We start from the raw sequence: 24,595 nt of genomic DNA, 5'->3' as shown, positions 1-24,595 counted from the left end.
ATTCCGCCTTTTTATGGTGAAAAAATTTATGGAAAATAATCCTGTCGTGACGCAAATGCGTCAATTGATTCAACTCATTGCAAAACATAATCACGCTTATTATGTGATGGATCAGCCGAGTATTGAAGACAGTGAATATGATCAGTTATTTCACCAACTCAAAGCTCTAGAGCAACAACACCCAGAATTGGTTCAGGCAGATAGCCCAATCAATAAAGTAGGTGGAAAACCACTGTCTAAATTTGAAACCATTACCCATACTGTACCGATGCTGTCCTTGGGCAATGTATTTAATCAGGACGAGTTATTTGCTTTTGCTCGCCGTATTGAAGAACGATTACCCAATCAAAAGATTCAATATGATGTCGAGCTAAAATTTGACGGATTGGCGATTTCGCTCTGGTATGAAAATGGTGTATTGACACGTGGCGTAACCCGTGGCGATGGTGAAACAGGCGAAGTAATTACGCAAAATGTAAAAACCATTCGTAATTTACCGAAAGTCTTGTCCTCGGATAAAGTAGCAGTACCACGCTTGTTGGAAGTTCGTGGTGAAGTATTGATGCCAAAAGCAGGCTTTGAACGACTCAATGCTGAAAATGAAGCGAAGGGTGAAAAGACCTTTGCCAATCCTCGAAATGCTGCGGCAGGTAGTTTACGTCAACTTGATCCAAGTATTGCAGCATCTCGCCCTTTGGCATTCTATGCTTATGGTATTGCACAATGTGAGCCGCATCATGGCATTGAGTCGATGTCAGCGAGTCTTGAATGGTTGACTAACTTTGGCTTTGCTGTGGGTGAACGTCATTTTATTTGTGAAAGTATTCAAGAAGTACAAGAAAAATATCAGCAAATCAATCAAGAGCGCCCGAATTTAGCGGTTGAAATTGATGGCATGGTGATCAAAGTTGATGATCTTCAACAACAACAAAAGCTGGGCTTTTTAAGTCGTGAACCGCGTTGGGCAACGGCGTATAAGTTTCCCGCAGTTGCAGCATTAACAACAGTTGAAAATATTGATTGGCAAGTCGGACGTACTGGGACTTTAACCCCTGTAGCACGCTTAAATCCAGTGGCTGTGGGTGGTGTAACGGTTTCTAATGTGACTTTGCACAATATTGGTGAAATTCACCGTCTGGACGTTCGTATTGGCGATACGGTCAGTGTCTATCGTAGTGGTGATGTGATTCCCAAAGTTGAGAAAGTATGGTTAGAATTCCGTCCAAATGACGTGACAGAAGTACATTTACCTGAAAATTGTCCAGTATGTTCTTCTCCTGTCGTAATGCCAGAAGGTGAGGCTTTGGCACGTTGTTCGGGTGGTTTATATTGTTCTGCACAACGTATTGAGGCCATTCGCCACTTTGTTTCACGTAAAGCGATGGATATCGAAGGTCTCGGTGATCGCTGGGTAGAGTCACTGTTGCATCTTGATCTGTTAAAGGATGTCGCGGATATTTACCATTTACATGAGCATCGTGAACAGTTACTGACCATTGAAAAAATGGGTGAAAAATCTGTCCAAAATTTATTGGATGCGATTGAGAACAGTAAGAAAACCACACTTGCTGCATTTATTTATGCCTTGGGTATTCGTGGTGTAGGCGAGACGACTGCACGTATGCTTGCCAACACTTTCCAGACGCTGGATGCGATTCGTTATGCTGATCTTGAAGCATTGAAGAAAACTCCAGATGTTGGTGATATTACCGCTGAGTGGATTGTTGATTTTTTCCAAGCTCCACATAACCTTGAAGTGATTGATCGTTTGCTTGCAGCAGAGATCCATTGGGATGCACCCGTTGCACCCACCCGTCAGCCTTTAAATGGTGAGAGTTGGGTGATTACAGGTACATTGGCAACCATGGGCCGTGATGATGCGACTCAAATGCTACAAGCACTGGGTGCGCGTGTCAGTGGTAGTGTATCGAGCAAAACCAAATGTGTGGTTGCGGGTGAAAAAGCCGGTTCTAAGCTTGAAAAAGCAGAGAAACTGGGAGTCGCTGTACTGAATGAGCAGGAGTTTTTAGCATTAATGGCTGAGTATGGACAGGCATAGATTCGTTTAAATTAACTCTAAAATTACTGTAAAGATACAGTTGTTGTATCTTTACAGTTTTCAAAAATTAAAATCATCATTTCAAGACTGATGCGATAGCAAATCAACAAGTCATCATTTTTCAATAGAATTTTTCACACTGTATTTTAGCGATTGCATTTCGCAAGGTTGCTTGCTCTATCATTATTGCGCTATATGATAATAATTCTTATTTATTAGAATTTTCCATTAAACTTAACTTTAGATGAGAAATTACAATTCTTAACAATAGTGAAAGTCTATATAATAATCATTATCATTTGAAAAGTGTCTTATTATTTATATGAAAAATTTTTCTCGAACATTTCTAGTCAATTCTATTTCTATCGTGCTTTTTGGTGGGGGACTTACACAAACAATTTGGGCAAATGATGAAATTACTGCTTTGCCTACGATTAAAGTCGCTGCTGAAAAAGAACAAGAAAAACCAACATTTGCCAACGGTGCTTTGCAAAAAAATACAGATTTAGGGCCATTGGGAAATAAGAAAATTATAGATACGCCGTTTAGTATCACCTCTTATTCAGCACAATTGATTGAAAATCAACAAGCAAACACGGCGGGGGAGGTGTTAAAAAATGATGCCAGTATTCGAACCACAACCAATCAAGGGCATTTAAATGAAAACTTTAAAATCCGTGGTTTCGATGTCAATCATGAGGATTTAAATTATAACGGCTTTTATGGTGTTGCACCTTATGGTCGGATGCCTACGGAATTTTTAGAGTCAGTGACTGTACTTAAAGGTCCAAATGCATTGGTTGCAGGTGTTGCACCTACAGGCAGTGTGGGCGGGATTGTGATGGGGCATTCTAAACGGGCAGATCAAGAACTCACCCGAGTTTCTGCATCGTTTCAAGATGAAGGATATTATCAATCAGGCTTTGATGTATCTCGTCGTTTTGGTGAGAACAAGGAGTTTGGTGTACGTGTGAATGGCGCTTATGCAGATGGTGAACATATCATTGATGGAATGAATGATCGTCAAGCTCTAGGGGCAATTGCTGCGGATTACACCACGGATAAACTAAAGATTAATTTAGATGCTTATGCGGTCAAAGGAAATCGTAAAGGCGGTTCACCTGCAATGGTCGCTATGGGTGGCAAGGGCAGTGTTAATCATGTACTTGCAGCACCTAAAGGGGATTTAAACTACTTTTCAAACTTAGAAGGCAATACCAACAGCCAATTTGTAGGTTTGTCAGGAGAATATAAATTTACCCCTGATTTAAAAGCATTTGCAGGCGTTGGATATGTAGAAAAATCATATGATGGTCACCTTTTTGGCACACGTATGATTGTCAATAATTTAAATGGAAATGCAACCTCACAATATTATCGAGTGGGATCAAAAGAACATAATACCGCTGCTAATGCAGGCTTTGAAGCAAAATTTGATACAGGTGCGATCAAGCATACTTTGGGATTGCGTACTGATTATTTAACCCGCAAATATTCACAACATAGAGCCGCAACCAGTTCAGGGTTTACGACCAATTTATATGATCCATCAAATACAGGAACAATGCCAACAACCTATCCAGAAATTGTTCCTTATGGTGATAATGAGTATGTGAGTTATACCTTAACGGATCAGCTTTCAATGTTGGATGATAAATTACAACTGATTTTAGGTGGACGTTATCAAGATATCGATACTAAGAATCTTGTCAAAAAATCAGCTTATAGTGCAGATAAGCTATCACCAAGTTTGGGGATTGTTGTCAAACCATTTGGTGAGGATTTATCTTTTTATGCAAGCTATGTCGAAGGCTTAGCTGAAGGGATAACGGTCTCAGAAACGACCTATCCAACTGCGACAAATAGAGGTGAGACACTTGCACCTTATCAAACCAAGCAATATGAGTTAGGCGCAAAATATCAGTTGGGTTCGTGGTTAAATACTTTGGCGCTTTATCAGATTAAAAAGCCTGAGGCTTATCTGGACAGCATAAGTAATAAAGTCAACGATGATGCTGAAACGCGTTCTCGTGGGGTGGAATGGTCATTCTCTGGCAATGTTACAGATACTTTATCTGTGATGGGGAATTTGGCCTATATCGATGCTGAATATGTGAAATCAGCGAAGGTCGCTTTCGAAGGTAATAAAATATATGGTGTACCCGATTTTACTGCTTCTTTAGGGCTTGATTATGCCATTCCTAAGGTTGAGGGGCTGCATGTCAATACTCGTGTAAGTTATGTGAGTGAGCAATATTTGAATGAAGAGAATACGCTAGAACTACCAGACTATACGATTGTTGACTTAGGCGCTCGCTATAAAACCAAACTTGGTGGGGTAAATACCACATTCCTTGCCAATGTTGATAATGTTGCCAATAAAAAATATTGGGAAGGTGTATTTAATTCAAACTATGCTTTAGTCGGTGGTGCAAGAACTTATAAAGTCGGTGTGACTTTTGATTTCTAAGCCTTAGCTGATATTGAACGCTATAAGCCAAAAAGCCTTTTTCATGATTGAAAAAGGCTTTTTTGATTTAAGAATCAGTTGAGCTGTTATTAAATATATTTCTTCACCACACCGTCATCAAGAAGCTGTTGGAAATGCTCGACTAAACTGGTTTCAATATTACGATAACTCATCCCCAATTCCTGTTTGCTTTTATCAGCATTAAAAAAGATAGGGTAGCCCATATTCTTTTCAATAAAATCACGCGAATAGCCAAATACAGGTCCAATGAATTTAAATGCTTTTTTCGGGACTTGGTTACGCGGAAAAGGAAATTTTTGTCCAAAATTTTGACGTAAAATTTTACCCATTTCCAAAAGGCTGAGTGAGCCACCACTAATAATGTAACGTCCAGATGCATTTTCCTTGAATGCTGCCAAAATATGCGCATCAGCAACATCACGAACATCTACAATACCATTCCACATCGGTGGGACACCGAGTAAAGTCATGCCGTTGGCAAATTGCTCTAAAACTTCTACACTCCCTGACTGTGTATTTGCGGTCAGTGATGGGCCAAGTACCAATGCAGGGTTAACACAGATCAGCGTCCAACGATTTTGTGCTTCCGCCATTTCCCATGCTTTACGCTCTGCCATAACTTTTGAATACGGGTACGGTTGGTGCGTGGTTGAGCTGGTGGTATTCCAGTGAGATTCATCAAACTGATTATGCTGCGTTTTTAAAATATCAATTGCATCACCATAAGTAGACGCGATACTTGAAGTCACAATGACTCGTTTGACAGACTCTGTTTTATTGACACTATTTAAGACATTTTCCGTGCCTAAAATTGCAGGTTCAATAATATCTTTAACAGCATCTTTATAATTGGTCACAACAAATGGTGAAGCCATATGTAACACAACTTCACAGCCTTGCATGGCTTCATCAAAAGAACCATTTTCTAAAAGGTTGGCTTTAAATAGTTTTAGTGTGCCAGAGCTGGCTTGTGCGATTTTCTCTAAATGTGCAAAGCTTTGTTTCTTATTGAGATCACGTACAGTGGCATGAACGGTATAACCTTGCTCAAGTAATTTTTGAATGACCCAACTGGCAATATAGCCTGTTGCACCTGTAACTAGAATAGGTGCTGATGTGTTTCCCTGAGACATTATTTTTTTCCTGCTAATTGTTAATATTCAATATCATAAATATTAAAGTTAAAATTGTCTTGAAATATTAGCATTAAAAAAAGCCAATAAGATAAAGTATGGGTTCTGTCATTGAAAATGAACAGAAAATGGAATAATGAGGGTGAATAAGAAGCATTTTTAATGGTTACAAAATAAATCATTTTGAAATTTGATGAAAAATCACCAATAAACCATCAATGAAATTTTGTAAGCGGTTATTTTTTATATGAAAAAATACTTATTCAAATTGCAAATGCGTATGTTTATCATTTTAATTTTATAAAAATCATAAACTTACACATTTTGTCTTTTGCAAAACTGGTAAAATTTGTCCATACTATTGCAAAAGAATGTGGAGTAATTGAAATGCGTGGCAATCCAGAAGTCATAGACTATCTAAATATGTTGATCGGTGGCGAACTGGCTGCTCGTGATCAGTATCTTATTCATTCACGTATGTATGAAGATTGGGGCTTAAGCAAAATTTATGAACGTATTGATCATGAAATGCAAGAAGAAGCTTCACATGCAGACGCTTTAATTCGCCGTGTACTTTTCCTTGAAGGTACCCCGAACATGAAGCGTGACGATATTGTCACAGGTGAAGATGTTGTAACCTGTTTAAAGGCCGATTTGGCATTGGAATATCATGTACGTGAAAAATTGGCACAAGGCGTAAAGCTATGTGAAGAAAAAGGCGATTACGTGACCCGTGATATGCTGCGTCAACAAATGAACGATACTGAAGAAGATCATACTTATTGGCTTGAAAAACAATTAGGTTTGATCGAATTAATTGGTTTACAGAATTATATTCAATCTCAAATGTAAGACACACTAAGCGTCTTACTTAAGGTGAGATGTTTTAGATTAAAAAAGCCTTTAGACATTCATCTAAAGGCTTTTTTAGTGCTTCAGTCGTTATTTTTTTGAAAACTTCTGAATATCCGCTAAGACTTGATCGGCATGTGTTTGGGTATTTACACTGCTATAGTGATACACAATCGTTCCTTGTGGATCAATCAAAAAAGTTTCTCGTTTCGCTATTTTGGCAATACCTAAGTTTCGGATGATTCCAAATTGGTCTGCGAGTTGATGATTGCTATCGGCAAGAATTGGGAAATTTAGCCCCAGCTTTTCAGAGAACTTTTGATGTGATTGCACATCATCCAAACTGACACCAAGCACCACCGCATTATTTTTTATAAATTGTGGGTAGAGTGATTTAAATTGATTGGCCTCTTGTGTACAGCCAGGTGAATCATCTTTTGGGTAAAAGTAGAGAACAACCCATTTACCTTTATATTGACTCAGTTCGTGCCATTTTGAATTTTGATCTTGTAGTTTAAAACTTGGTGCAGGCTTACCTACCCATTGCTTTTGGTTGGAATCCAGTTTGGAGAGAATAGAACTTTCCGCATGGCTGGCCGTGTTCAATATGCATAAAGCTGAAACGGAAAGTAAGCTAATACTGAACAGTCGTGATAATTTCATGACAAACACTTTCCTAAATTGATCCTGATTTGATCTTAGCAAATTTTCAGGTTTTGGCGGTATGTAAAATGTTTGCAATTGTTCACATGCTATTTATTATGGAAGACTATTTAAAATAAATAGAACGTAAAATTATGGATGTCGGTGCAGTATTGATTCAACTAAAAGTAGCGATGATGGACGATGTTGTTGCATGGCAAAATCAATTGAATATGCGTAAGCATGAGGCAATTGAGACACTTCAGGCTGAAGGTGTGCATATTGAATCATGGTTCCATGTGGAACTGGATGGACTCGATTATTTCATTGCTTATACACGTGCAGATGATATTGCAAAAGCACATGAAATTTCGAGAAAAAGTCAGTTTGCAATCGATCAAGTACATCAGCAATTTAAACGCACTTGGCAAAAAGTGATTCCAGCCAGCTTATTGGTCGATTTGCACCATCAGAAATAGTTGTAAGTCCGATTGTCCTTGAATTTTATGCATGCTCTAATAAAACATCGTTATCGTTTTATAGTGACTTAAATTGAATCAACGTATTTTGCTGATCACAGGTTGGGGTGGTGGAATAAAACTGCTCAATGCTTTACAACAGGCTTTACAACAGCAAGGCCATGAAGTTGTATTGATCAATATCTTTAATGCGTTGGATGAACGTGTTTTACAACAGCAGGTGGAAATAGCCAAAGATTTTGATGTGATTTGTGGTTGGTCTTTAGGGGGGCAATTGGCAAGCTTGTTGGTCGAGCAAATTGAACAGCAATACCAACAACAAAAAGTCTTGATTACACTGGCTTCAAATCCTTGTTTTGTTGCAAATGCTGAATGGCAAACGGCAATGAGCCAAGCAGCCTTTCATAACTTTAAGCAGTCTTTTGAACATGATGCGATTGCAACATTAAAGAAATTTGGTTTTATGGTTTGTCAGGGTACCGCAAGCACGCGAGAAGATTTTGTACATTTGCAAAGTTTGATTCAGCCACAAAATTTAGAATTATTAAAACAGGGATTGGCCTGTCTTGAACAATTCAATAATGTGGCGATCTTAAAAAACTATGCAGGGAAGCAGTATCATGTATTTGCTCAACAGGATTTCTTAGTTAGTCACAAAGTCTATGAGAATTTTCAAAATTTCACAGCAAAGTTTTTAGAAATCGAGCTGGTAAATGGATCACATGGTATTCCAGTTTTTGATTTTTTAAGTCTAAGTGACAAAATCTGCCAATATTTACAAAAAATAGAATAAATCTATGCTTCAGTGGTGAATCTCGCAATTTATTTTTATTGCGTGCAGGTTTAACATCGCTAAACTGTTTTTTGCTGTAATTGTAATGCACATGGAGTGAACGGATGACCGATTTAAACAATGGGTTTGATGATGTTGATCTTGAACAATCAAAGTTAGATGATCTGGACTTTGATCGGCAACATATTTGGCATCCATATACCTCTATGACCAATCCCTTACCGACTTTTAAGGTTAAAAAAGCCTATGCTGCGACCATCGAACTTGAAGATGGTCGTCAATTGATAGATGGGATGTCTTCGTGGTGGTGCGCGATTCACGGTTATAATCATCCTAAGTTGAATCAAGCAGTGACAGATCAGCTACAGAATATGTCGCATATCATGTTTGGTGGATTTACCCATGATCCAGCGATCCAGCTTGGAAAATTACTGGTTCAACTGACCCCGCCTAATTTAGATAAAGTGTTTTTTGCCGATTCTGGTTCCGTCGCTGTAGAAGTGGCATTGAAGATGGCGGTACAGTTTTGGTCTTCACAGGGCTATACAGAGAAAACGAATTTTGTCACTCCGCGATCTGGCTATCATGGTGATACTTGGAATGCAATGTCTGTCTGTGACCCTGTAACGGGCATGCATCAAATTTTTGGTTCAAGTTTGCCCAATCGCTTATTTGTTCCAGCCCCTCAAGTTGGATTCTATGAGCAATGGGATCAAAGTGATATTGCTGAACTTGAGCAAAGCTTGGCTGAACAGCATGCAACGATTGCAGGTTTAATTCTTGAACCGATTGTGCAAGGTGCGGGAGGGATGCGTTTTTACCATCCTGAATATTTGCGTCAAGCCAAACGACTTTGCGAAAAATACAATGTTTTGCTGATTTTTGACGAAATCGCTACGGGTTTTGGGCGTACAGGAAAACTATTTGCATGGGAGCATGCACAAGTTGAACCTGACATTATGTGTATCGGTAAAGGTTTAACCGGTGGCTATATGACGCTTTCTGCGACATTAACCACCACACATATTGCTGAAACGATAAGTCAGGGTGAAGCGGGTGTGTTTATGCATGGCCCAACCTTTATGGCAAATCCCTTGGCATGTGCAGTTGCTGTCAAAAGTACACAATTATTAATTTCTCAAGATTGGCAGAGCAATATTCAACGAATTGAAGCACAGCTTAGAGATGCTTTACAGCCATTACAGTCCCTTAATCATGTTGATGATGTGCGAGTTCTTGGTGCGATAGGGGTGGTTGAATTGACTGTGAATGTCGATATGAAAACCTTACAACAGGAATTTGTACGTCGTGGTATCTGGATACGACCATTTGGTAAATTGGTCTATGTCATGCCTCCATATATCATCACAGCACAAGAATTAAAAACTTTGCTGGAACAATTGGTCGAGGTGGTCAAGGCGATGGAGCAAAGCACATGAGCTTGAGCAATACGCACCTTGAACATTTTTCACAGCAGCTTGATGTGCTTAAACAGCAAGGCAATTTACGCCAATTTCGTTCCAATGTTCAACAAGGTCGTTATATTCGCCTTGATCAGCATCAAATGCTCAATTTGGCTTCAAATGATTATCTAGGATTGGCATCTGATCTGACATTACGTGAACAGTTTTTTGATGAAACACCTAATGATCAACGACGAATGAGCTCTTCGTCTTCACGCTTGTTGACTGGACATTTTCCAGAATATGAACTGCTTGAAAGTAGTTTAACTCAGGCTTTTCATGGTCGGGCGGCATTGTTATTTAACAGCGGCTATCATATGAATATTGGTATTTTACCTGCACTTGCAGACAGTAAAACGCTGATTCTGGCAGATAAATTGATTCATGCCAGTATGATTGATGGGATTCGTTTATCCTCCGCCAAATATGTACGTTATCGCCACAATGATTTAAATCATTTGACTCAGCTTTTACAAAATTATCATGCAGATGAGGCTTTCGAGCGCATTATTGTCGTGACTGAGTCAATTTTTAGTATGGATGGTGATGAAACGGACTTAGCAGCATTGGTGAGTATTAAGCAACAGTTTTGCAAAGTCATGCTCTATGTAGACGAAGCACATGCAATTGGAGTACGTGGTGCGCAGGGCTTAGGTTGTGCTGAACAATATGCGGTGATTGATGATATTGATCTGCTCGTAGGGACTTTTGGTAAGGCAATCGCTTCAGTTGGTGGTTATTTAATTTGTCATGCGGTGATTCGGGATTATTTGATTAATGCGATGCGTCCTTTGATTTTTAGTACTGCACAACCGCCAATCTGTATGGCGTGGACAAACTTTATTTTTCAAAAAGTTTTAGGCTTAGATCAGCGCCGTCAATATTTGCAATCTAAAAGTCAGTATCTACAACAGGCAGTTCAAAACAAAGGTTTTGAGTGCCCATCAACATCACATATTGTTCCGGTCATTGTAGGTGACTCGATTAAAACGGTTGAAAAAGCCAAAGCATTACAAGATGCAGGATTTTATATTATGCCGGTACGTCCCCCGACTGTACCGCAACACAGCTCACGGTTACGTATTTGTTTAACTGCTCAAATCACCCAAGCTGATCTAGATCAGCTAATTCCGTTGTTGTGAGTTGAATGTGAAACATCCAGAAATTGATAAATCACAGGTTGCCTTGCGTTTTGCTCAGGCAGGGCAGAGCTATACTGAACATGCGGTCGTACAAAAAAATATTGCACAACAACTGTTTAATTTAATAAGCGAATATTGCCCAGCACACTATGAAAATGTGTTTGAAATCGGTTGTGGTTCAGGAAATTTAACTGAGCTTTTACTGCAAAATTTGCAAATTAAACATTTGATTTTAAATGATCTGTACCCCGAAGTTCAGCAGCATTTTTCTGCGGATAAACCGATTGAATACCGGATTGGCGATATAGAACAGCTTGAATTTCCAAAACATTTAGACTTGATTGCCTCAAGTTCCGTTTTACAATGGATGAGTGATTTAAATGGTATTTTTCAACAAGCCTTTCATCATTTAAATCCTAATGCGTATTTTTGTTTTTCAACTTTTGGACAGCATAATTTACAGGAAATTAAAAGCTTAACAGGGCAAGGCCTGAATTACCTATCCATTGACGATCTGCAACAACAATTAAAGCGAAATGGTTTTGAAATTCTACATATTTCAGAGCAAATTGAGCATCTTAATTTTCCACACCCCAAATATATTTTACAGCATTTAAAAGCCACGGGTGTGACTGCGACAGCATCTGGGTTTAGATGGACAAAGCAGAGTCTCGCCGATTTTTATCATCACTATCAACAGTTTTCACAGGTCGATCAGTCAGGAAATGTGCACTATTCACTGACGTATCATCCTATTTATTGTATTTTGCGGAGAATGTCATGACTGGATCAGTTTACTTTATCAGTGGAATAGATACTGGAATTGGCAAAACCTATACCACCGGATATTTAGCCAAATTATGGAATGAGCAAGGTCAAAAAACCATTACGCAGAAATTAATCCAAACGGGTAATACCGATATTTCAGAAGATATCGAACAACATCGTGAGATTATGGCAATGGGCTGGTTTCCAGAGGATGAAACCAAGCTCACCATGCCTGAAATCTTTAGCTATCCTGCATCGCCTCATTTAGCCAGCAAAATTGATGGGCGTGAGATTGATTTTGAAAAAATTGCAGATGCTACTCAACGACTTTCTGAAACGTATGATGTTGTTTTGTTAGAGGGTGCAGGTGGATTGATGGTACCCCTAACCACCAGCTTACTTTCAATTGATTATGTGGCCCAGAAAAAGCTTCCTGTGATTTTAGTCAGCTCAGGGCGTTTGGGCAGTATTAATCATACGATTTTAAGTTTAGAGGCTTTAAAAAGTCGTGGGCTTGAGCTTTATGCACTTGCTTATAATTTAAATGATGAATCTCAGGATGAACTGATTTCAAAAGATACCGCAGAATTTTTAAAGCATTATTTGGTGAAACATTTTCCGAACAGTGCATGGATTGATATTCCAGTAATCTCTTAGTTTGTTCATCGAATTGAGTGCTGAAACAGCTGATTCATAGTGTTCTGAGTCTGCTGTTTTCTTGTCGCTTTTAAAAAATCTGAATGCTTTAAATAAGCGACGTGTATAAAAGGTAATCCTGATGAGTTTTAAAATTCGAATTGAGTTATTTAAAGAGCTTGAAATAACTTCTCTTGATTTTGAAAGTAATGCTGCAACGCAAATTTTAAGTCGTTTTGATCAGATTGATTGGGTGCAACAAGTGGTCTGGGGATACATGGAGGAGCACCACGGTGATTTTCCATTTTTTCAAATTGAGCATATTCAAACTGGGCGTAAGTTCGGTGGACTATTCGTGGTTTATAGTCGCAATGAATTTAACTTTAATGCACATGCTGAGCTTTATCAAAAGCAGCAAAAATCACATTTTTTTGGTTTGTTTAAATCCGAGGCGATGCCAAGTTTTGATAATGATGATGTTCCTTTTGCGGTATTTCGAGATTGTTTAGAAAATTTTTTACGCGGCAATGATGCTGAAATTGAGCGTTTAATGAAAACGGTCTATCCAGGTTATACCAGCACTGGTTTTTTTGATCGTTAATCATTCATCTTTAAATGTATAATCTAAATTTAAAGCCAGTTATTAGATGGCTTTAAATTTTTATTGAGACTTGATAATAAAAGAAATTTCTTTAATTTTAGTTTTGCGACTACGTGGCGTTACATAAACAATAAAGTTATAACAAATTAATCTTTTTTAAACATGAAAAGTCATTTATATTTCATATCAGTAGCGTAATTTATGTCCAATAAGCGCTGTGAAATAAAATAAACCGAAAATAATCAAGAGGTGAGCCATGTCAGGATGGTATGAAATTAGTCAAGCTAAAGATGGTCAATATCGCTTTGTATTAAAAGCAGGAAATGGGGAAATTATTCTCACCAGTGAGCTCTATAAAGCAAAAGCTTCTGCGCAAAACGGGATTGCCTCTGTGCAAAAAAATAGCCCAGATGATGCACGTTATGATCGTCTTGAAGCAAAAAATGGTAAACCTTATTTCAACTTGAAAGCTGCAAATCATCAAATTATCGGAACAAGTCAATTCTATTCAGGCGATGCAGCGCGAGATAATGGGATTGAGTCTGTGAAGAAAAATGGACCTTCAGAGAAAATAAAAGATTTAACTGAACAGGCCTAAATTAGCAATAAACGATTCCCTTCAAAGGGTAAAAGCATGTCATTTCGATGACATGCTTTTTTTTCAATCTATAAACAAGCGATAAAAAATAAGTGTTTATTTATGATAATAAAATTTTCATATTTTAGTGATTTAAGCTGGTTTTAAAACATGGAAATTAAACCATAAAAATATATATTATTAAGTTGTATAGAATAATCACCCCAACCGCAGTATATAAACTTGAGTTATATATCAGTTTAGAGAATCTATTTATATTTTTAGCTTTGAGTTTATTCTTATATTGGCGGGTTAATATGATTTTTTTTCATGAGCATTTATGATTTTTTTAAAGCTTTTTTAAAGTTTAAATATGTTAGGCTAACTTCAATATTAAATAAGAGGAGAATGATTATTTAATAACAGCTTCAACATTAATTAAAAAGATTATTAAATTTAATTAATAAATTATTGAAGAATTATTAATTAAATTAAAAGGTAAACTTTTTATGATGAGGTGCGAATTTTTTATATCTATTTGTATTATTGAGTGATTTATTTTTTGTGAAAGGTTTTGGTTAATATCTAAACATAATAGGGTTGGTTTTATAAACTCGTTAAATCAGATTAATGAACAGTAATTATTTTGATTTAAAGTGATTAGATATGAAAAAATAAACAAAACACTTCACATAATACTTATTAAGTGTTAAATTCATCACAAATAAGAATAATGAGGTTTTATGATGAAAATAGCAATCGATGGTAATGTGAAAATTGCCGACGAGATAATATCTCAAATTGAATTATGGGATGCTGCTGTTCTTGGTAATAAAATTGATCATCTATTAGATCAATGTGCAGATGATATCAATATGTTTGATGTAAGTATACAATTAGACGGTATCGATGCGTACAAGAAAGAATGGGAGAAGTTCAGTCCATATTTTAGTGAAAATGTACAAATTGTACGTCGCAATATGAAAATCTATGCGTCAAACGATTTAGCTGTATTGCATTGCCATTCAAAAGTGGAAAATTCTGTGCTTAAAGATAAGCTGCAGATGCCATGGTGTCGAACAACATTGTGCCTGAAAAAGAAAGGTGATCAATGGTTGGTCGTACATCAACATATTTCGATGCCGATTGATATGAGCACGGGTAAAGCGATCGTGATCAAGGACATTGCTAAGTTGAAATTAGTGGTTTAGCCAGCTAGATTTGTGTCTTATTAAGCCCTTTGATTGGGCTTTTTATTTGTGTATTTTTAAATTTTCGGGATCGATGTTAGATCATTAACAAAATTGTCGAAAGAACTCAGTTTTTTACTTGAATGAAAGATAGAGTTTTGAAAAAATCATGATAATAATCTCAATAATGTGAAAATAATGCCAAATTCATTATTTGTAAAATATGGGTGGTTAAAGCCACTTGCGCCACGAAACCCGCACGAACCACATCGTGCTGCAACCTCATTAGAATTGTTATTTGACTTAATTTTTGTGGTCGCCATTGCCACAGCAGGGCAACAATTACACCATAGCATTATCGAAAATCATTTATCACATGGCTTAACACTTTATTTTATGGTGTTTTTTGCATTGTGGTGGGCATGGATGAACTTTAGCTGGTTTGCATCTGCCTATGACAATGATGATGTATTTTATCGAATCATGACCTTTGTGCAGATTATTGGTTCGCTTGTGATTGCAGCAGGGATACCTAGCGCATTTCAGCAACAAGATTTTGATGTGATCATTATTGGTTATGTCATCATGCGTTTGGGCCTCGTTACACAATGGTTTCGTGTTGCCAAAAATGATCCTGAGCGTAAACAAACAGCGTTGAGATATGCGGCTGGTATTATCATCGTACAGATTGGCTGGTTACTTTTTCACTTTACCCCGATAAATTTCACTATATATTTGTTTCTACTTTTGGTCATTGCTGAACTGAGTGTACCCATCTTTGCTGAAGCAAATAACATGACGCCGTGGCATCCACATCATATTTCTGAACGTTATGCTTTACTCACCATCATTGTCCTTGGCGAATCGATCATTGGTAGTTTCGCTGCAATTTCTGATGCCTTAAATAATCAGTTGTTAAGTCAAGAATTAATCTTTTTGACCATTGGTGGCTTATTGATTATGTTTACCATGTGGTGGGCATATTTCGATCATGATGTCGCTGAACGACTCAATAGTCGTAAACGTGCATTTTCATGGGGCTATGGTCACTTTTTTATTTTCGTGAGTATTGCTGCCCTTGGTGCAGGTTTAGCTGCTGCGGTGGATGTGGTGACGCATAAGGCTGAGATCTCGGCTGATATTGTCAGCTATTTTGTTGCAATCTCTTTGATTGTCTATACTGCGAGCCTTTGGTTACTACAGGAAATTCACCATCTTTCAGGGATTAAGAAATGGTTTTATCCGATTACAGCTGCCATCGTACTCTGTATTCCAATGATCTTTACCCAAGTGGGTTATGCTGTTTTTGCTATGGCAATTGTGTATGCGCTACGTTTAATTTTTTCAAAATGTTATTTGGCAAGATAATCAATTAAGTGGGTTTTGAGCAATGGGATTTCATGATTTTTATCGTTTGAGTTCGCACGCTGTGATTTTTAATGAAAATCGACAAGTCTTATTATTGAAAGCGACTTATGCTGATTGTGCATGGGGTTTACCGGGTGGTGGATTGGATCAAGGTGAAACCGTGCATGATGCACTGATTCGTGAGTGCCAAGAAGAATTAGGCTGTGATGTTTCGATCGAATATTTATCAGGGGTTTATTATCATTCTGCAGTAAATTCTCACGCATTTATGTTTCGGTGTACATTGCAGAGCGATCAGCCAATCAATTTAAGTGATGAGCATTCTGAGTATCGATGGTTTGACTTTGAGCAACTTTCACCTGTGCAAAAAATTCGTATAGAGGATTGTTTTCATTTTGATGGGCAGGTAAAGAGCAGGGCATTTTAAGGATTGGCTATCGCTATCAAACAGGAAATAGAATATCCGTCTCATCCCAAAAGCAGATTCACTTTTATACAAGGGTATGGGTTTAGATAAAGCAATAAAAAAACAGGTCATCAAGACCTGTTTTTTTATTTACCTCAATTTAAGATTATTTATCTGGTAATGCATAAGCAACGATAGAGTCACCCATTTTGGTACCAAATGAACCGTGACCACCCGCCATGATCACAACGTATTGTTTACCATTGCTTTCATAAGTCATCGGTGTTGCTTGTCCACCCGCAGGTAGACGACCTTTCCATAGTTCATCACCATTGCTGACATTGATCGCTCGGATGTAATCATCTTGAGTCGCACCAATGAACATCACATTACCCGCAGTTGAGATCGAACCACCTAACATTGGCACACCCATTTTAAATGGTGGCAATGGAATACCCGGCATACTGTCACGAATTGTACCAATACGACGTTTCCAAGCAACATCATGCGTTTTCAAATCTACACCAGCAACATAACCCCATGCAGGTTGTTTACATGGTAAGCCAAATGGTGAAAGGAATGCACTGATTTCAACACCGTAAGGAACGCCATACATGGGTTGAACACCCGCTTCTGTACCTGCACCTTTGGCTGTTTGTTTACGGTTCGGATCAGCAGGAATCAATCGACTGACAAAAGGTAGGCCAATTGGATTCATAACTGCGATTTGACGATCAGGGTTAAGTGATAAACCACCCCATTCAAATACACCCAAGTTACCAGGGAAAACTAAAGTTCCGTTTTCTGAAGGTGGGGTATAAATACCGTCATAATTTAACTTGTGGAATGACACACGACAAATTAACTGGTCAAACATGGTTGCGCCCCACATTTGTTTATCCGTTAATTTTTCTTGAGGTGCTAAGTTAAAGTCTGAGAACGGTTGTGTTGGAGAATAGAATTCACCTTTCGTTTGCGGACCACGTTTTACACTTTGTGGTACTGGACGTTCGTTAATCGGTACAATTGCTTTACCGTTACGGCGATCTAAAACAAAGGCATTACCTGTTTTAGTCAATACATAGATTGCTGGAACAGTTTGCCCAGTTTTATCTTTGATATCTGCTAAGGTTGGTTGTGATGGTACATCCATATCCCATAAATCATGGTGAGTTGTTTGGAAGTTCCAGATCAATTTACCCGTTGTTGCATTGATTGCTAACATTGAGTTTGCATAACGTTCATGCAGTTTTGTACGGTTACCACCCCAAATATCTGGCGTACCTACACCTGTTGGTACATAAACGATATCGAGTTTTGCATCATATGCAAGTGGAGCCCATGCATTCGGTGAGTTTTGGACATATTTCTGACCAGGACCCGGAATCTGATTTGGATTTTCAGCACCTGTGTCAAATACCCAAAGCAATGCACCTGTATTTACATCATAACCACGGATAACACCCGAAGGCTCTTGAGTAGAATAGTTATCTGTCGTTGAACCACCAATGATAATTGTGGTGCCTGTGACAACAGGTGGTGATGTTGGAATATAACCACCCGGATAAGGGAATGGCATGTCCTTTTGTAAATCTACTTCACCGTTATGACCGAAGTCAGAACATGCTTTACCTGTTTCAGCATTTACCGCAACGATACGACCATCATTGACTGGTAAAATAACTTTACGCGGGCATTCGGTAGACGAAGATTTTTTCGCTTGTAAACTTGCTGCGAAACCAACGGTATTGTCTGCATCGTAATAAGAAACACCACGACACGTTAAATGTTGGAAGGTATTATCCGCTTTGAGTTTTGGATCAAATACCCATTTCTCTTTACCTGTAGAAGGATCAAGAGAAACCAATTTTTGATGGGTGGTACACAGGTACATGTTATTCCCGATTTTAATCGGTGTGACCTGATTGGTTGTTTCGCCTGAATCATTTTCAGTTTTGAATTCACCTGTACGATAGGTCCAAGCAACTTTAAGATCTTTAACGTTCTCTGAGTTGATTTGGTTCAACGGAGAATAACGTAAACCGGATTGAGTCCGACCATAAGCCGGCCAGTCTGCATCCGCAATACCGTCAATCGCTGCTGGCGTTGGCTGTTTACTGGTTAAAGTCCCACGAATTTCTTGTGGATCATTAAAGATAGAATAAGCCATAACCGCAATGGTGATCGCCAATGTACCTGAAAGTGCAATTTTAGCACCTTTGGCATCAAAACCACGTGTTACTGCTGGAATGAGTAGCCATAAGCCAAACACACCTAAAATATCTAAACGCGGTGCAAGCGCGAAGAAGTCTGAACCGACTTCCCATAGTCCCCAGACAACTGTGCCGAGTACTAATGCTGCATAAACGTATAAAGCAGAACTATTTAATTTGCGTAATAAGATTGCTGTTGCAATGAAAAGTATCCCGGCAATGATGTAGTACCAAGACCCACCCAGTACTGCCAGCCATACTCCGCCGCCTAATAGAACTACACCGAAAACAATTGCAATCACAACTGTTAGGGTTCTGAGTCCTGAAGATGGAGTTTGCATATTGACCACCTATCTATTTGATTAATTTTTTACGCTTTACCTTTCCATTGAGGATTGATGAAGCACATTGTTTAAATTTTTAGATTTTAAATATTTCGATGCGAGGGGAGAGAAAGGGTTAAAATAGCATCGAAATATTTATGATCTATAACACTAGAATGCAGTTTGGAATTTGATACCGCCAACCCATGCATTTTCACCATCTTTATATGCACCAACATGACGAATATATTGCACATTTGGACGGATCGTCAGCCAATTTGTTGCATGTACACCGTAGTAAATTTCAGTGTTGTACTCTTCATCTTGTTGACGAATTTGAGTGTTGTTCACATCATTGTTGATGCTGATACGAGAAAAACCAATGGCGACATCATCTTGAGGACGCGCATCGAAAGGACCTTTATAGACCAATCCAATATTTTGCATATTGTCGACAGTGTTTGTGTCTGAGTCATGAAGGGTTAAATTAATGAAACCCGTTAAGCCACGACGTACATCACCGTGATGTGCTGTAAATTGTTGCTTGGCAACCAGCCATCCACCTTGTTTATGATCTGTTTCATTTGGATTTTTAATGCGTTGTGCATCGACAGTACTATAGTAATAGCCCAAACGATATTCGCCTGGCAATTTTGTAGCACTGAGTTTTGGTTGCCAAACCACTTCCGCAGGAATAATTGCACCATGTGAACCGTCTGTACTTAAGTTAAACCCCTTGCCACGTTCTAAGTTTTCAGGATTGTATTCATAAGCACCGACTTGAGCATATAAGTCAGGTTGGATGTTATATTTAACCCGCGCAGCCCATTGGCTAACTGGCCAGTTATACCATTGGTCGCCTACCCAGTTACCCACTTGAGAGCCACAAAGTGCAAGGTTTTGAAAATCACAGTCAAAGCTGTTAAAATCCTCGCCTTCGCCAAAACGACCCACTTTAATATCTAATTTTTGATCAAAGAATTTTTTCTTAATCCAAAAATCAGTTAAGCGCCAAGTTTGACCACGTCCCCAAACTTCTTGGGTTGAGCTGAGTTGTCCTGCAAGGGCATCAGAGGTTTGCGACAATGAACGACCATTACGTTCAGTGATGGTGATTTGGGCTTCAGTGTCTTTCCATCCAAGCACTTTTTCCAAGTCTACATGACTACCAATCGCAAACTGATCTGCATACTCAGTGCCATGGCTTGAATGGTTTTTTGAATCTAATAAGGTGGCTAATTCGCCAGTATAGCCGAAGCTGAAGTCATAACCTTTTTGTTGGAGCTCGGTTCTTTTTCCGTTCCAATCACCAAACATCCATGGGCTTTCTGCATTAAATGCTTCAGCTGCATGAGCACTTTGAAAAGAACTACATAAAGATAATAAGCTGATAGCCCAATAAAAGTGACCTTTAGATTTATTCATATTTGGTGACCTTGATAACACTTTGTAACTAATTATTTATAATACTCTCATATTTGTATAAAAATCTATTATTTTTGACTTTTAATTGTAATTAATGTGAGTACTTTATCTCATGGTGATAATTTTTTAATAAATGAATATTTGCTTTATGGCTATTTTTGGTCAATTTAATCTATTGTTTTTAAACCACTAAATTTTATTTAAAAATTAATTGAAAAACCATGGATTAAAATTGATCTGAAAAGATCAGCTTACCTGTGTAACCTATTTAGAATTAAGATTACACAGGATGCTGAGGTTACAAATTATACAAATTGTAAAGAAGATGACAGAATTGTAATTTTATTTAACTTGAATTGTGTTGTATTAAATGGACAATTACCATTTCCCTTCACCCAGTTGTTGGCCAATATAGTGATATTGCATTTGTGATCTTGAAAACTTAATTGGACAGGCTAACTGTGGTTCAGTTTGATCTGAATTTGGCTTCAATGGCACATTGACCACCCAATTACGTTGTTGAGAAATTTGGGATTGCAGTGCTTCGTCTAAACTCAATACGGGTTCTACGCAAACGTCCAGTTGTTCAAACAGTTGATTCCATTCAGCCAGGTTTTTACTTTTAATTTTATCTCGAATTGCTTGCTTGACCATTTGACGATCTTCAGTATCGAAAGAAGCACCTTTTTGTAGAAGGATTGGCAATTCTAACGCGCTTGCCAGTCCAGTCATAAATTGTGGCTCTAAGCTACCAATAGATAAGTAACGAGCATCGGCCGTTTCATAATAATCATAAAAGGTCCCGCCATTAAGTTGTTCTGATTCACGTTGCTGCTGTTGACCACCAGCCAAACTGGCTGCGGCTGCCATATTATTGAGTCCCACCACACAATCGGTCATGGAAATATCAATATATTGTCCCAGACCACTATTTTGGCGTTCAACTACAGCAGCAAGAATACCGATGACAGCATGTAAGGAACCACCTGCCACATCTGCGATTTGAATCCCCATCGGCGGTGGCCCACTGTCTTGGCGGCCACAGTGTCCCGCGATCCCAGACAGGGCAATATAATTAATATCATGTCCAGCTTTATCTTTATATGAGCCAGTTTGGCCATAACCCGTAATTGAACAGTAAATTAAACGTGGGTTAATTTCAGCCAAAGTTTGATAATCCAAACCCAAACGTTGCATTACCCCCGGACGAAATTGTTCAACGACAATATCAAACTCAGAAATCTTCTGTTTAACTTGTTCAATGCTGGCAGGATCTTTTAAATCTAAAGTGACGGATTGTTTATTTCGGTTGAGATAACTGTGTGAAGTCGCTTGTCCATTGGCATAAGGCGGGAACAAGCGCACCAGATCTGGACGCGTTGGCGATTCAATATGGATCACTTCTGCACCTAGGTCTGCAAGGTATAAAGTTGCAAATGGACCGGGTAATAAAGTGGAAAAATCGAGTACTTTCAATCCCTTTAAAGCTGTTGTCATAATTGTTTTTACCAATACTGTCTTGATTTTACACCCATAATAGAAATATAAAATTAACAAAACAATGTCATGTTCAGCCATTTACCTTGATCATTTCGGCAATTTATGATGTAAAAAGGTGATCTGCACTGTTGTAAATCGCCAATAAAACATTTTTTAGCGTCATTTAGGTCAATTGTTAGTGAACATCAAAGAGAGTGAAGGATTTACCATGAGTCGTGATACGATCAGTATCCATTTTGTGAATGCCGCCTTAACAGGTGTGAAGCGTCTAGGAATGGACGTTGACACCTTACTTTCACATGTTGGCATAGAAGCAGAATTACTTCGCCAACCTAAAGCACGTATTTCACCAGAGCAATATACACGTTTTGTGAAAATGCTTTGGATGGTGACCCAAGATGAACATGTTGGCTTTGATATCCAACCTCGACGTTTGGGATCTTTTGCCATCATGTGCCAATTGATTATCCACGCTAAAACTTTGGGTGATGCTTTAGAGTTGTCATCACAATTTTATAAATTATTTGGTGATGAATGGTCGGTCGCAGTTGAACGTGATAAACACGAAGCGCGTTTAGTGCCATTGATTCCAAAAACCATGGATCCTGATCATTTTATTACTGAAAGTATGTTGATGATTTGGCATGGTTTAGCTTCATGGTTAATTGAACGTCGTATTCCTTTAGAACGGGTACATTTTGGTTACCCGCGTCCAAATCATGCAGATGAGTATGATGCGCTGTTCTTTGCACCTGTGATGCAATTTGATATGCCACGTACTGAAATTACTTTTGCCGCAGACTATTTGGATTTACCGATTCGTCAGGATGAAGCAAGTTTAGAAGAGTTTTTAAAAGCTGCACCTGCTCAGCTTTTGGTGAAATTCAAAAATACCAATTCTTTAACTTCGCGTATTCGTGAAGTATTAAAGAGTCAAATTGGTGAAGAAATGCCAACCTTAAATGATGTGGCTTCAATGTTGTATTTATCACCACAAACCTTGCGCCGTCGCTTGGCAGCAGAAGGTAAAAGTTACCAAGGTGTTAAAGATGCCTTACGTCGAGATGCTGCAATTCATTTGTTGTTAAATCCTGATCTAACTTTGGAAGATGTAGCACAACAAGTGGGCTTTAGTGAAACCAGTACCTTCCATCGCGCATTTAAAAAATGGACAGGGGTTACCCCAGGACTATATCGTCAATTGCATGGTTATCATTAATTCGACATAGATGAATTCAAAAGTAATTTTGCTGATCCTAAGCCCAAGTGAAACTTGGGCTTTTTTATGCCTGATCATTTCAGCTAAAATTTCTTGTAAGATATAAGTGATAAAGCGAAAGAATTTTCAAGAATAGGGTATTAAAAAATGATTAGACTCGCTGAGTTTGATGATGTGCAAGTACAAGATTTACTCAGAATTCATTTACATGGTATGCATGAAAACTCACCGATTGAGCATAGTTTTGCATTAGATCTAACTGCGTTACAACAACCCGAAATTAGCTTTTTTACCCTTTGGGAACAAAATGAACTTTTAGCTTGTGGTGCAATTCAAGAGTTGTCATCTACACATGCCGAATTAAAGTCTATGCGGACACATCCCAAACATTTACGTAAAGGTGCTGCAACAGAAATGCTGAAACATCTTTTATTGATTGCACAACAACGTGAATACCAAAAATTGAGTTTGGAAACGGGAACACACTCATCGTTTGAACCCGCAATTTGCTTGTATAAAAAATTTGGCTTCATCAAAGGTGCTTCTTTTTCAGAATATCAAGAGTCTGATTTCAATCAGTTCTATCATTTAGATTTATCCGCTCAATAGTGCATTGAATAATCTTCGCTATGATTGTGATGATTGTGAAAAAAGAGAATATCGAACCTGCTTATTTTAGGTTTGAGCTAAGTCGTTAGATGCTATTTAAAATATTTTTGACTGGATATATAGATGACATGTTTGATTAGAAAAATTGATTCTTCAGATATAGCGCAACTGATCGAAATAGAAAAATCTGCTACACAAGCATTTTCAAGTATTCCCGAGTTATCTTGGCTTGTCGAAAGCCCCGTATTGTCAGCACAAGATCACTTACAATTGATTTCTTCTGCTTATGCATTTGTCGCGATTAATCAAAAGAATCAAGCTACAGGTTTTTTATATGCAGAAAGACAAGCGCTTGATTTATATATTATCGAGTTAGATGTGAGTGCTGCATTTCAAAAACAAGGGATTGGTCGGCAATTGATTGAATATGTGATTGCTACTGCTCAGGGAGAGGGCTGTGATGCTGTAACCTTAACCACCTTTCATGATGTGATTTGGAATCGACCATTTTATGAAAAATTAGGCTTTGAAAAGATCAATGCGCTTGAGATGCCTCTCTATCTTGAGCATAAACTTGAGCATGAAGTTGCATGTGGTTTTTCTCGTAACAGCAGATGTGCAATGAGATTGGCACTTAATTGAAATACGCGATTTGTTTTCATTTTCCCATTCAGAACGAACCAGCCAATTGACAAAAAATATCAAC

General features: G+C 38.2%; 22 protein-coding genes. 17 read left to right on the top strand and 5 right to left on the bottom strand.

Annotated elements, in window-relative coordinates:
• Positions 1-28: 28 nt before the first annotated feature.
• Together ligA and AS4_RS18295 are read left to right on the top strand one after the other, a co-directional pair.
• Positions 29-2,059, top strand: a complete 2,031-nt coding sequence (gene ligA, locus AS4_RS18300) for an NAD-dependent DNA ligase LigA (protein ID WP_096735109.1) — start codon at positions 29-31, stop codon at positions 2,057-2,059.
• A 322-nt stretch (positions 2,060-2,381) separates the two neighbouring features.
• A complete protein-coding gene (locus tag AS4_RS18295; RefSeq protein ID WP_096735108.1) occupies positions 2,382-4,529 on the top strand; it encodes a TonB-dependent receptor in 2,148 nt (715 codons plus the stop codon).
• Positions 4,530-4,618: 89 nt separating this feature from the next.
• Here AS4_RS18295 and AS4_RS18290 read toward each other — a convergent pair whose 3' ends face one another.
• On the bottom strand, positions 4,619-5,683 hold the full coding sequence (locus tag AS4_RS18290; protein ID WP_096735107.1) for an SDR family oxidoreductase: 1,065 nt from the start codon (positions 5,681-5,683) through the stop codon (positions 4,619-4,621).
• A gap of 387 nt (positions 5,684-6,070) precedes the next feature.
• Here AS4_RS18290 and ftn point away from each other — a divergent pair, with 387 nt between their 5' ends.
• Positions 6,071-6,535: a heteropolymeric bacterioferritin subunit Ftn gene (ftn, locus tag AS4_RS18285; RefSeq protein WP_004724037.1), complete on the top strand. Its 465-nt coding sequence runs from the start codon at positions 6,071-6,073 to the stop codon at positions 6,533-6,535.
• A gap of 90 nt (positions 6,536-6,625) precedes the next feature.
• Here ftn and AS4_RS18280 read toward each other — a convergent pair whose 3' ends face one another.
• Entirely contained in the window at positions 6,626-7,198 is a 573-nt protein-coding gene (locus tag AS4_RS18280) for a peroxiredoxin (RefSeq protein ID WP_096735106.1), read from the bottom strand.
• 134 nt (positions 7,199-7,332) lie between these two features.
• On the opposite strand from AS4_RS18280, the gene AS4_RS18275 reads away from it, so the two are divergent.
• The 11 genes from AS4_RS18275 to AS4_RS18225 all read left to right on the top strand — a co-directional run bounded on the left by AS4_RS18275 (position 7,333) and on the right by AS4_RS18225 (position 16,621).
• Entirely contained in the window at positions 7,333-7,656 is a 324-nt protein-coding gene (locus tag AS4_RS18275; protein ID WP_096735105.1) for a DUF6176 family protein, read from the top strand.
• Between the two features lie 73 nt (positions 7,657-7,729).
• A complete protein-coding gene (locus AS4_RS18270) occupies positions 7,730-8,449 on the top strand; it encodes an alpha/beta hydrolase family protein (RefSeq protein ID WP_096735104.1) in 720 nt (239 codons plus the stop codon).
• 104 nt (positions 8,450-8,553) lie between these two features.
• A complete protein-coding gene (bioA, locus tag AS4_RS18265; protein WP_096735103.1) occupies positions 8,554-9,888 on the top strand; it encodes an adenosylmethionine--8-amino-7-oxononanoate transaminase in 1,335 nt (444 codons plus the stop codon).
• Positions 9,885-11,054: an 8-amino-7-oxononanoate synthase gene (locus AS4_RS18260; protein WP_096735102.1), complete on the top strand. Its 1,170-nt coding sequence runs from the start codon at positions 9,885-9,887 to the stop codon at positions 11,052-11,054. Before bioA ends, AS4_RS18260 begins: the two co-directional genes overlap by 4 nt.
• 7 nt (positions 11,055-11,061) lie before the next feature.
• Positions 11,062-11,838, top strand: a complete 777-nt coding sequence (gene bioC, locus AS4_RS18255) for a malonyl-ACP O-methyltransferase BioC (RefSeq protein ID WP_096735101.1) — start codon at positions 11,062-11,064, stop codon at positions 11,836-11,838.
• Positions 11,835-12,479 (top strand): dethiobiotin synthase, encoded by a 645-nt coding sequence (gene bioD, locus AS4_RS18250; protein ID WP_096735100.1) that lies wholly within the window; start codon positions 11,835-11,837, stop codon positions 12,477-12,479. Before bioC ends, bioD begins: the two co-directional genes overlap by 4 nt.
• A 121-nt stretch (positions 12,480-12,600) precedes the next feature.
• Positions 12,601-13,059: a hypothetical protein gene (locus tag AS4_RS18245; protein WP_096735099.1), complete on the top strand. Its 459-nt coding sequence runs from the start codon at positions 12,601-12,603 to the stop codon at positions 13,057-13,059.
• A 256-nt stretch (positions 13,060-13,315) separates the two neighbouring features.
• Entirely contained in the window at positions 13,316-13,657 is a 342-nt protein-coding gene (locus tag AS4_RS18240; protein WP_096735098.1) for a YegP family protein, read from the top strand.
• Positions 13,658-14,382: 725 nt separating this feature from the next.
• The gene (locus AS4_RS18235) at positions 14,383-14,847 is read left to right on the top strand and encodes a YybH family protein (RefSeq protein ID WP_004724016.1); all 465 of its coding nucleotides are present in this window, start codon (positions 14,383-14,385) and stop codon (positions 14,845-14,847) included.
• 177 nt (positions 14,848-15,024) lie between these two features.
• Positions 15,025-16,194, top strand: a complete 1,170-nt coding sequence (locus AS4_RS18230; RefSeq protein WP_096735097.1) for a low temperature requirement protein A — start codon at positions 15,025-15,027, stop codon at positions 16,192-16,194.
• Between the two features lie 22 nt (positions 16,195-16,216).
• Positions 16,217-16,621 carry an NUDIX hydrolase gene (locus tag AS4_RS18225; protein WP_096735096.1) on the top strand — a complete coding sequence of 135 codons (405 nt, stop codon included), beginning with the start codon at positions 16,217-16,219 and terminating at the stop codon, positions 16,619-16,621.
• Between the two features lie 145 nt (positions 16,622-16,766).
• Here AS4_RS18225 and AS4_RS18220 read toward each other — a convergent pair whose 3' ends face one another.
• The 3 genes from AS4_RS18220 to AS4_RS18210 form a co-directional block, all read right to left on the bottom strand.
• On the bottom strand, positions 16,767-19,154 hold the full coding sequence (locus tag AS4_RS18220) for a glucose/quinate/shikimate family membrane-bound PQQ-dependent dehydrogenase (RefSeq protein WP_004817779.1): 2,388 nt from the start codon (positions 19,152-19,154) through the stop codon (positions 16,767-16,769).
• Positions 19,155-19,307: 153 nt separating this feature from the next.
• On the bottom strand, positions 19,308-20,561 hold the full coding sequence (locus AS4_RS18215) for a carbohydrate porin (protein WP_096735095.1): 1,254 nt from the start codon (positions 20,559-20,561) through the stop codon (positions 19,308-19,310).
• A 378-nt stretch (positions 20,562-20,939) separates the two neighbouring features.
• The gene (locus AS4_RS18210; RefSeq protein WP_016539467.1) at positions 20,940-22,058 is read right to left on the bottom strand and encodes a CaiB/BaiF CoA transferase family protein; all 1,119 of its coding nucleotides are present in this window, start codon (positions 22,056-22,058) and stop codon (positions 20,940-20,942) included.
• 211 nt (positions 22,059-22,269) lie between these two features.
• On the opposite strand from AS4_RS18210, the gene AS4_RS18205 reads away from it, so the two are divergent.
• From AS4_RS18205 to AS4_RS18195, 3 genes are all read left to right on the top strand, one after another.
• Positions 22,270-23,280: an AraC family transcriptional regulator gene (locus tag AS4_RS18205; RefSeq protein ID WP_004724010.1), complete on the top strand. Its 1,011-nt coding sequence runs from the start codon at positions 22,270-22,272 to the stop codon at positions 23,278-23,280.
• Positions 23,281-23,427: 147 nt separating this feature from the next.
• Complete coding sequence (locus tag AS4_RS18200) at positions 23,428-23,889, top strand: GNAT family N-acetyltransferase (protein WP_096735094.1); 462 nt, start codon at positions 23,428-23,430, stop codon at positions 23,887-23,889.
• A gap of 123 nt (positions 23,890-24,012) precedes the next feature.
• Positions 24,013-24,531, top strand: coding sequence for a GNAT family N-acetyltransferase (locus AS4_RS18195; RefSeq protein ID WP_096735093.1), 519 nt, complete (start codon positions 24,013-24,015; stop codon positions 24,529-24,531).
• The last annotated feature ends 64 nt before the right edge of the window (positions 24,532-24,595 follow it).

Source organism: Acinetobacter guillouiae (genome assembly GCF_002370525.2).
Taxonomy (GTDB): Bacteria; Pseudomonadota; Gammaproteobacteria; order Pseudomonadales; family Moraxellaceae; genus Acinetobacter; species Acinetobacter guillouiae.
The sequence above is the reverse complement of the archived record's forward strand: the minus strand, read 5'-3'. Positions and strand labels throughout refer to the sequence as shown.

Excerpts from the sequence above, each read along its gene's own strand:
- AS4_RS18280 (WP_096735106.1), bottom strand. The coding sequence starts at position 7,198 with ATGAAATTATCACGACTGTTCAGTATTAGCTTACTTTCCGTTTCAGCT.
- AS4_RS18230 (WP_096735097.1), top strand. The coding sequence starts at position 15,025 with ATGCCAAATTCATTATTTGTAAAATATGGGTGGTTAAAGCCACTTGCG.
- AS4_RS18290 (WP_096735107.1), bottom strand. The coding sequence starts at position 5,683 with ATGTCTCAGGGAAACACATCAGCACCTATTCTAGTTACAGGTGCAACA.
- ligA (WP_096735109.1), top strand. The coding sequence starts at position 29 with ATGGAAAATAATCCTGTCGTGACGCAAATGCGTCAATTGATTCAACTC.
- AS4_RS18220 (WP_004817779.1), bottom strand. The coding sequence starts at position 19,154 with ATGCAAACTCCATCTTCAGGACTCAGAACCCTAACAGTTGTGATTGCA.
- AS4_RS18275 (WP_096735105.1), top strand. The coding sequence starts at position 7,333 with ATGGATGTCGGTGCAGTATTGATTCAACTAAAAGTAGCGATGATGGAC.
- AS4_RS18200 (WP_096735094.1), top strand. The coding sequence starts at position 23,428 with ATGATTAGACTCGCTGAGTTTGATGATGTGCAAGTACAAGATTTACTC.
- AS4_RS18235 (WP_004724016.1), top strand. The coding sequence starts at position 14,383 with ATGAAAATAGCAATCGATGGTAATGTGAAAATTGCCGACGAGATAATA.
- bioD (WP_096735100.1), top strand. The coding sequence starts at position 11,835 with ATGACTGGATCAGTTTACTTTATCAGTGGAATAGATACTGGAATTGGC.
- AS4_RS18260 (WP_096735102.1), top strand. The coding sequence starts at position 9,885 with ATGAGCTTGAGCAATACGCACCTTGAACATTTTTCACAGCAGCTTGAT.
- ftn (WP_004724037.1), top strand. The coding sequence starts at position 6,071 with ATGCGTGGCAATCCAGAAGTCATAGACTATCTAAATATGTTGATCGGT.
- AS4_RS18245 (WP_096735099.1), top strand. The coding sequence starts at position 12,601 with ATGAGTTTTAAAATTCGAATTGAGTTATTTAAAGAGCTTGAAATAACT.
- AS4_RS18210 (WP_016539467.1), bottom strand. The coding sequence starts at position 22,058 with ATGACAACAGCTTTAAAGGGATTGAAAGTACTCGATTTTTCCACTTTA.
- AS4_RS18195 (WP_096735093.1), top strand. The coding sequence starts at position 24,013 with ATGACATGTTTGATTAGAAAAATTGATTCTTCAGATATAGCGCAACTG.
- AS4_RS18240 (WP_096735098.1), top strand. The coding sequence starts at position 13,316 with ATGTCAGGATGGTATGAAATTAGTCAAGCTAAAGATGGTCAATATCGC.
- AS4_RS18215 (WP_096735095.1), bottom strand. The coding sequence starts at position 20,561 with ATGAATAAATCTAAAGGTCACTTTTATTGGGCTATCAGCTTATTATCT.
- AS4_RS18225 (WP_096735096.1), top strand. The coding sequence starts at position 16,217 with ATGGGATTTCATGATTTTTATCGTTTGAGTTCGCACGCTGTGATTTTT.
- AS4_RS18295 (WP_096735108.1), top strand. The coding sequence starts at position 2,382 with ATGAAAAATTTTTCTCGAACATTTCTAGTCAATTCTATTTCTATCGTG.
- bioA (WP_096735103.1), top strand. The coding sequence starts at position 8,554 with ATGACCGATTTAAACAATGGGTTTGATGATGTTGATCTTGAACAATCA.
- AS4_RS18205 (WP_004724010.1), top strand. The coding sequence starts at position 22,270 with ATGAGTCGTGATACGATCAGTATCCATTTTGTGAATGCCGCCTTAACA.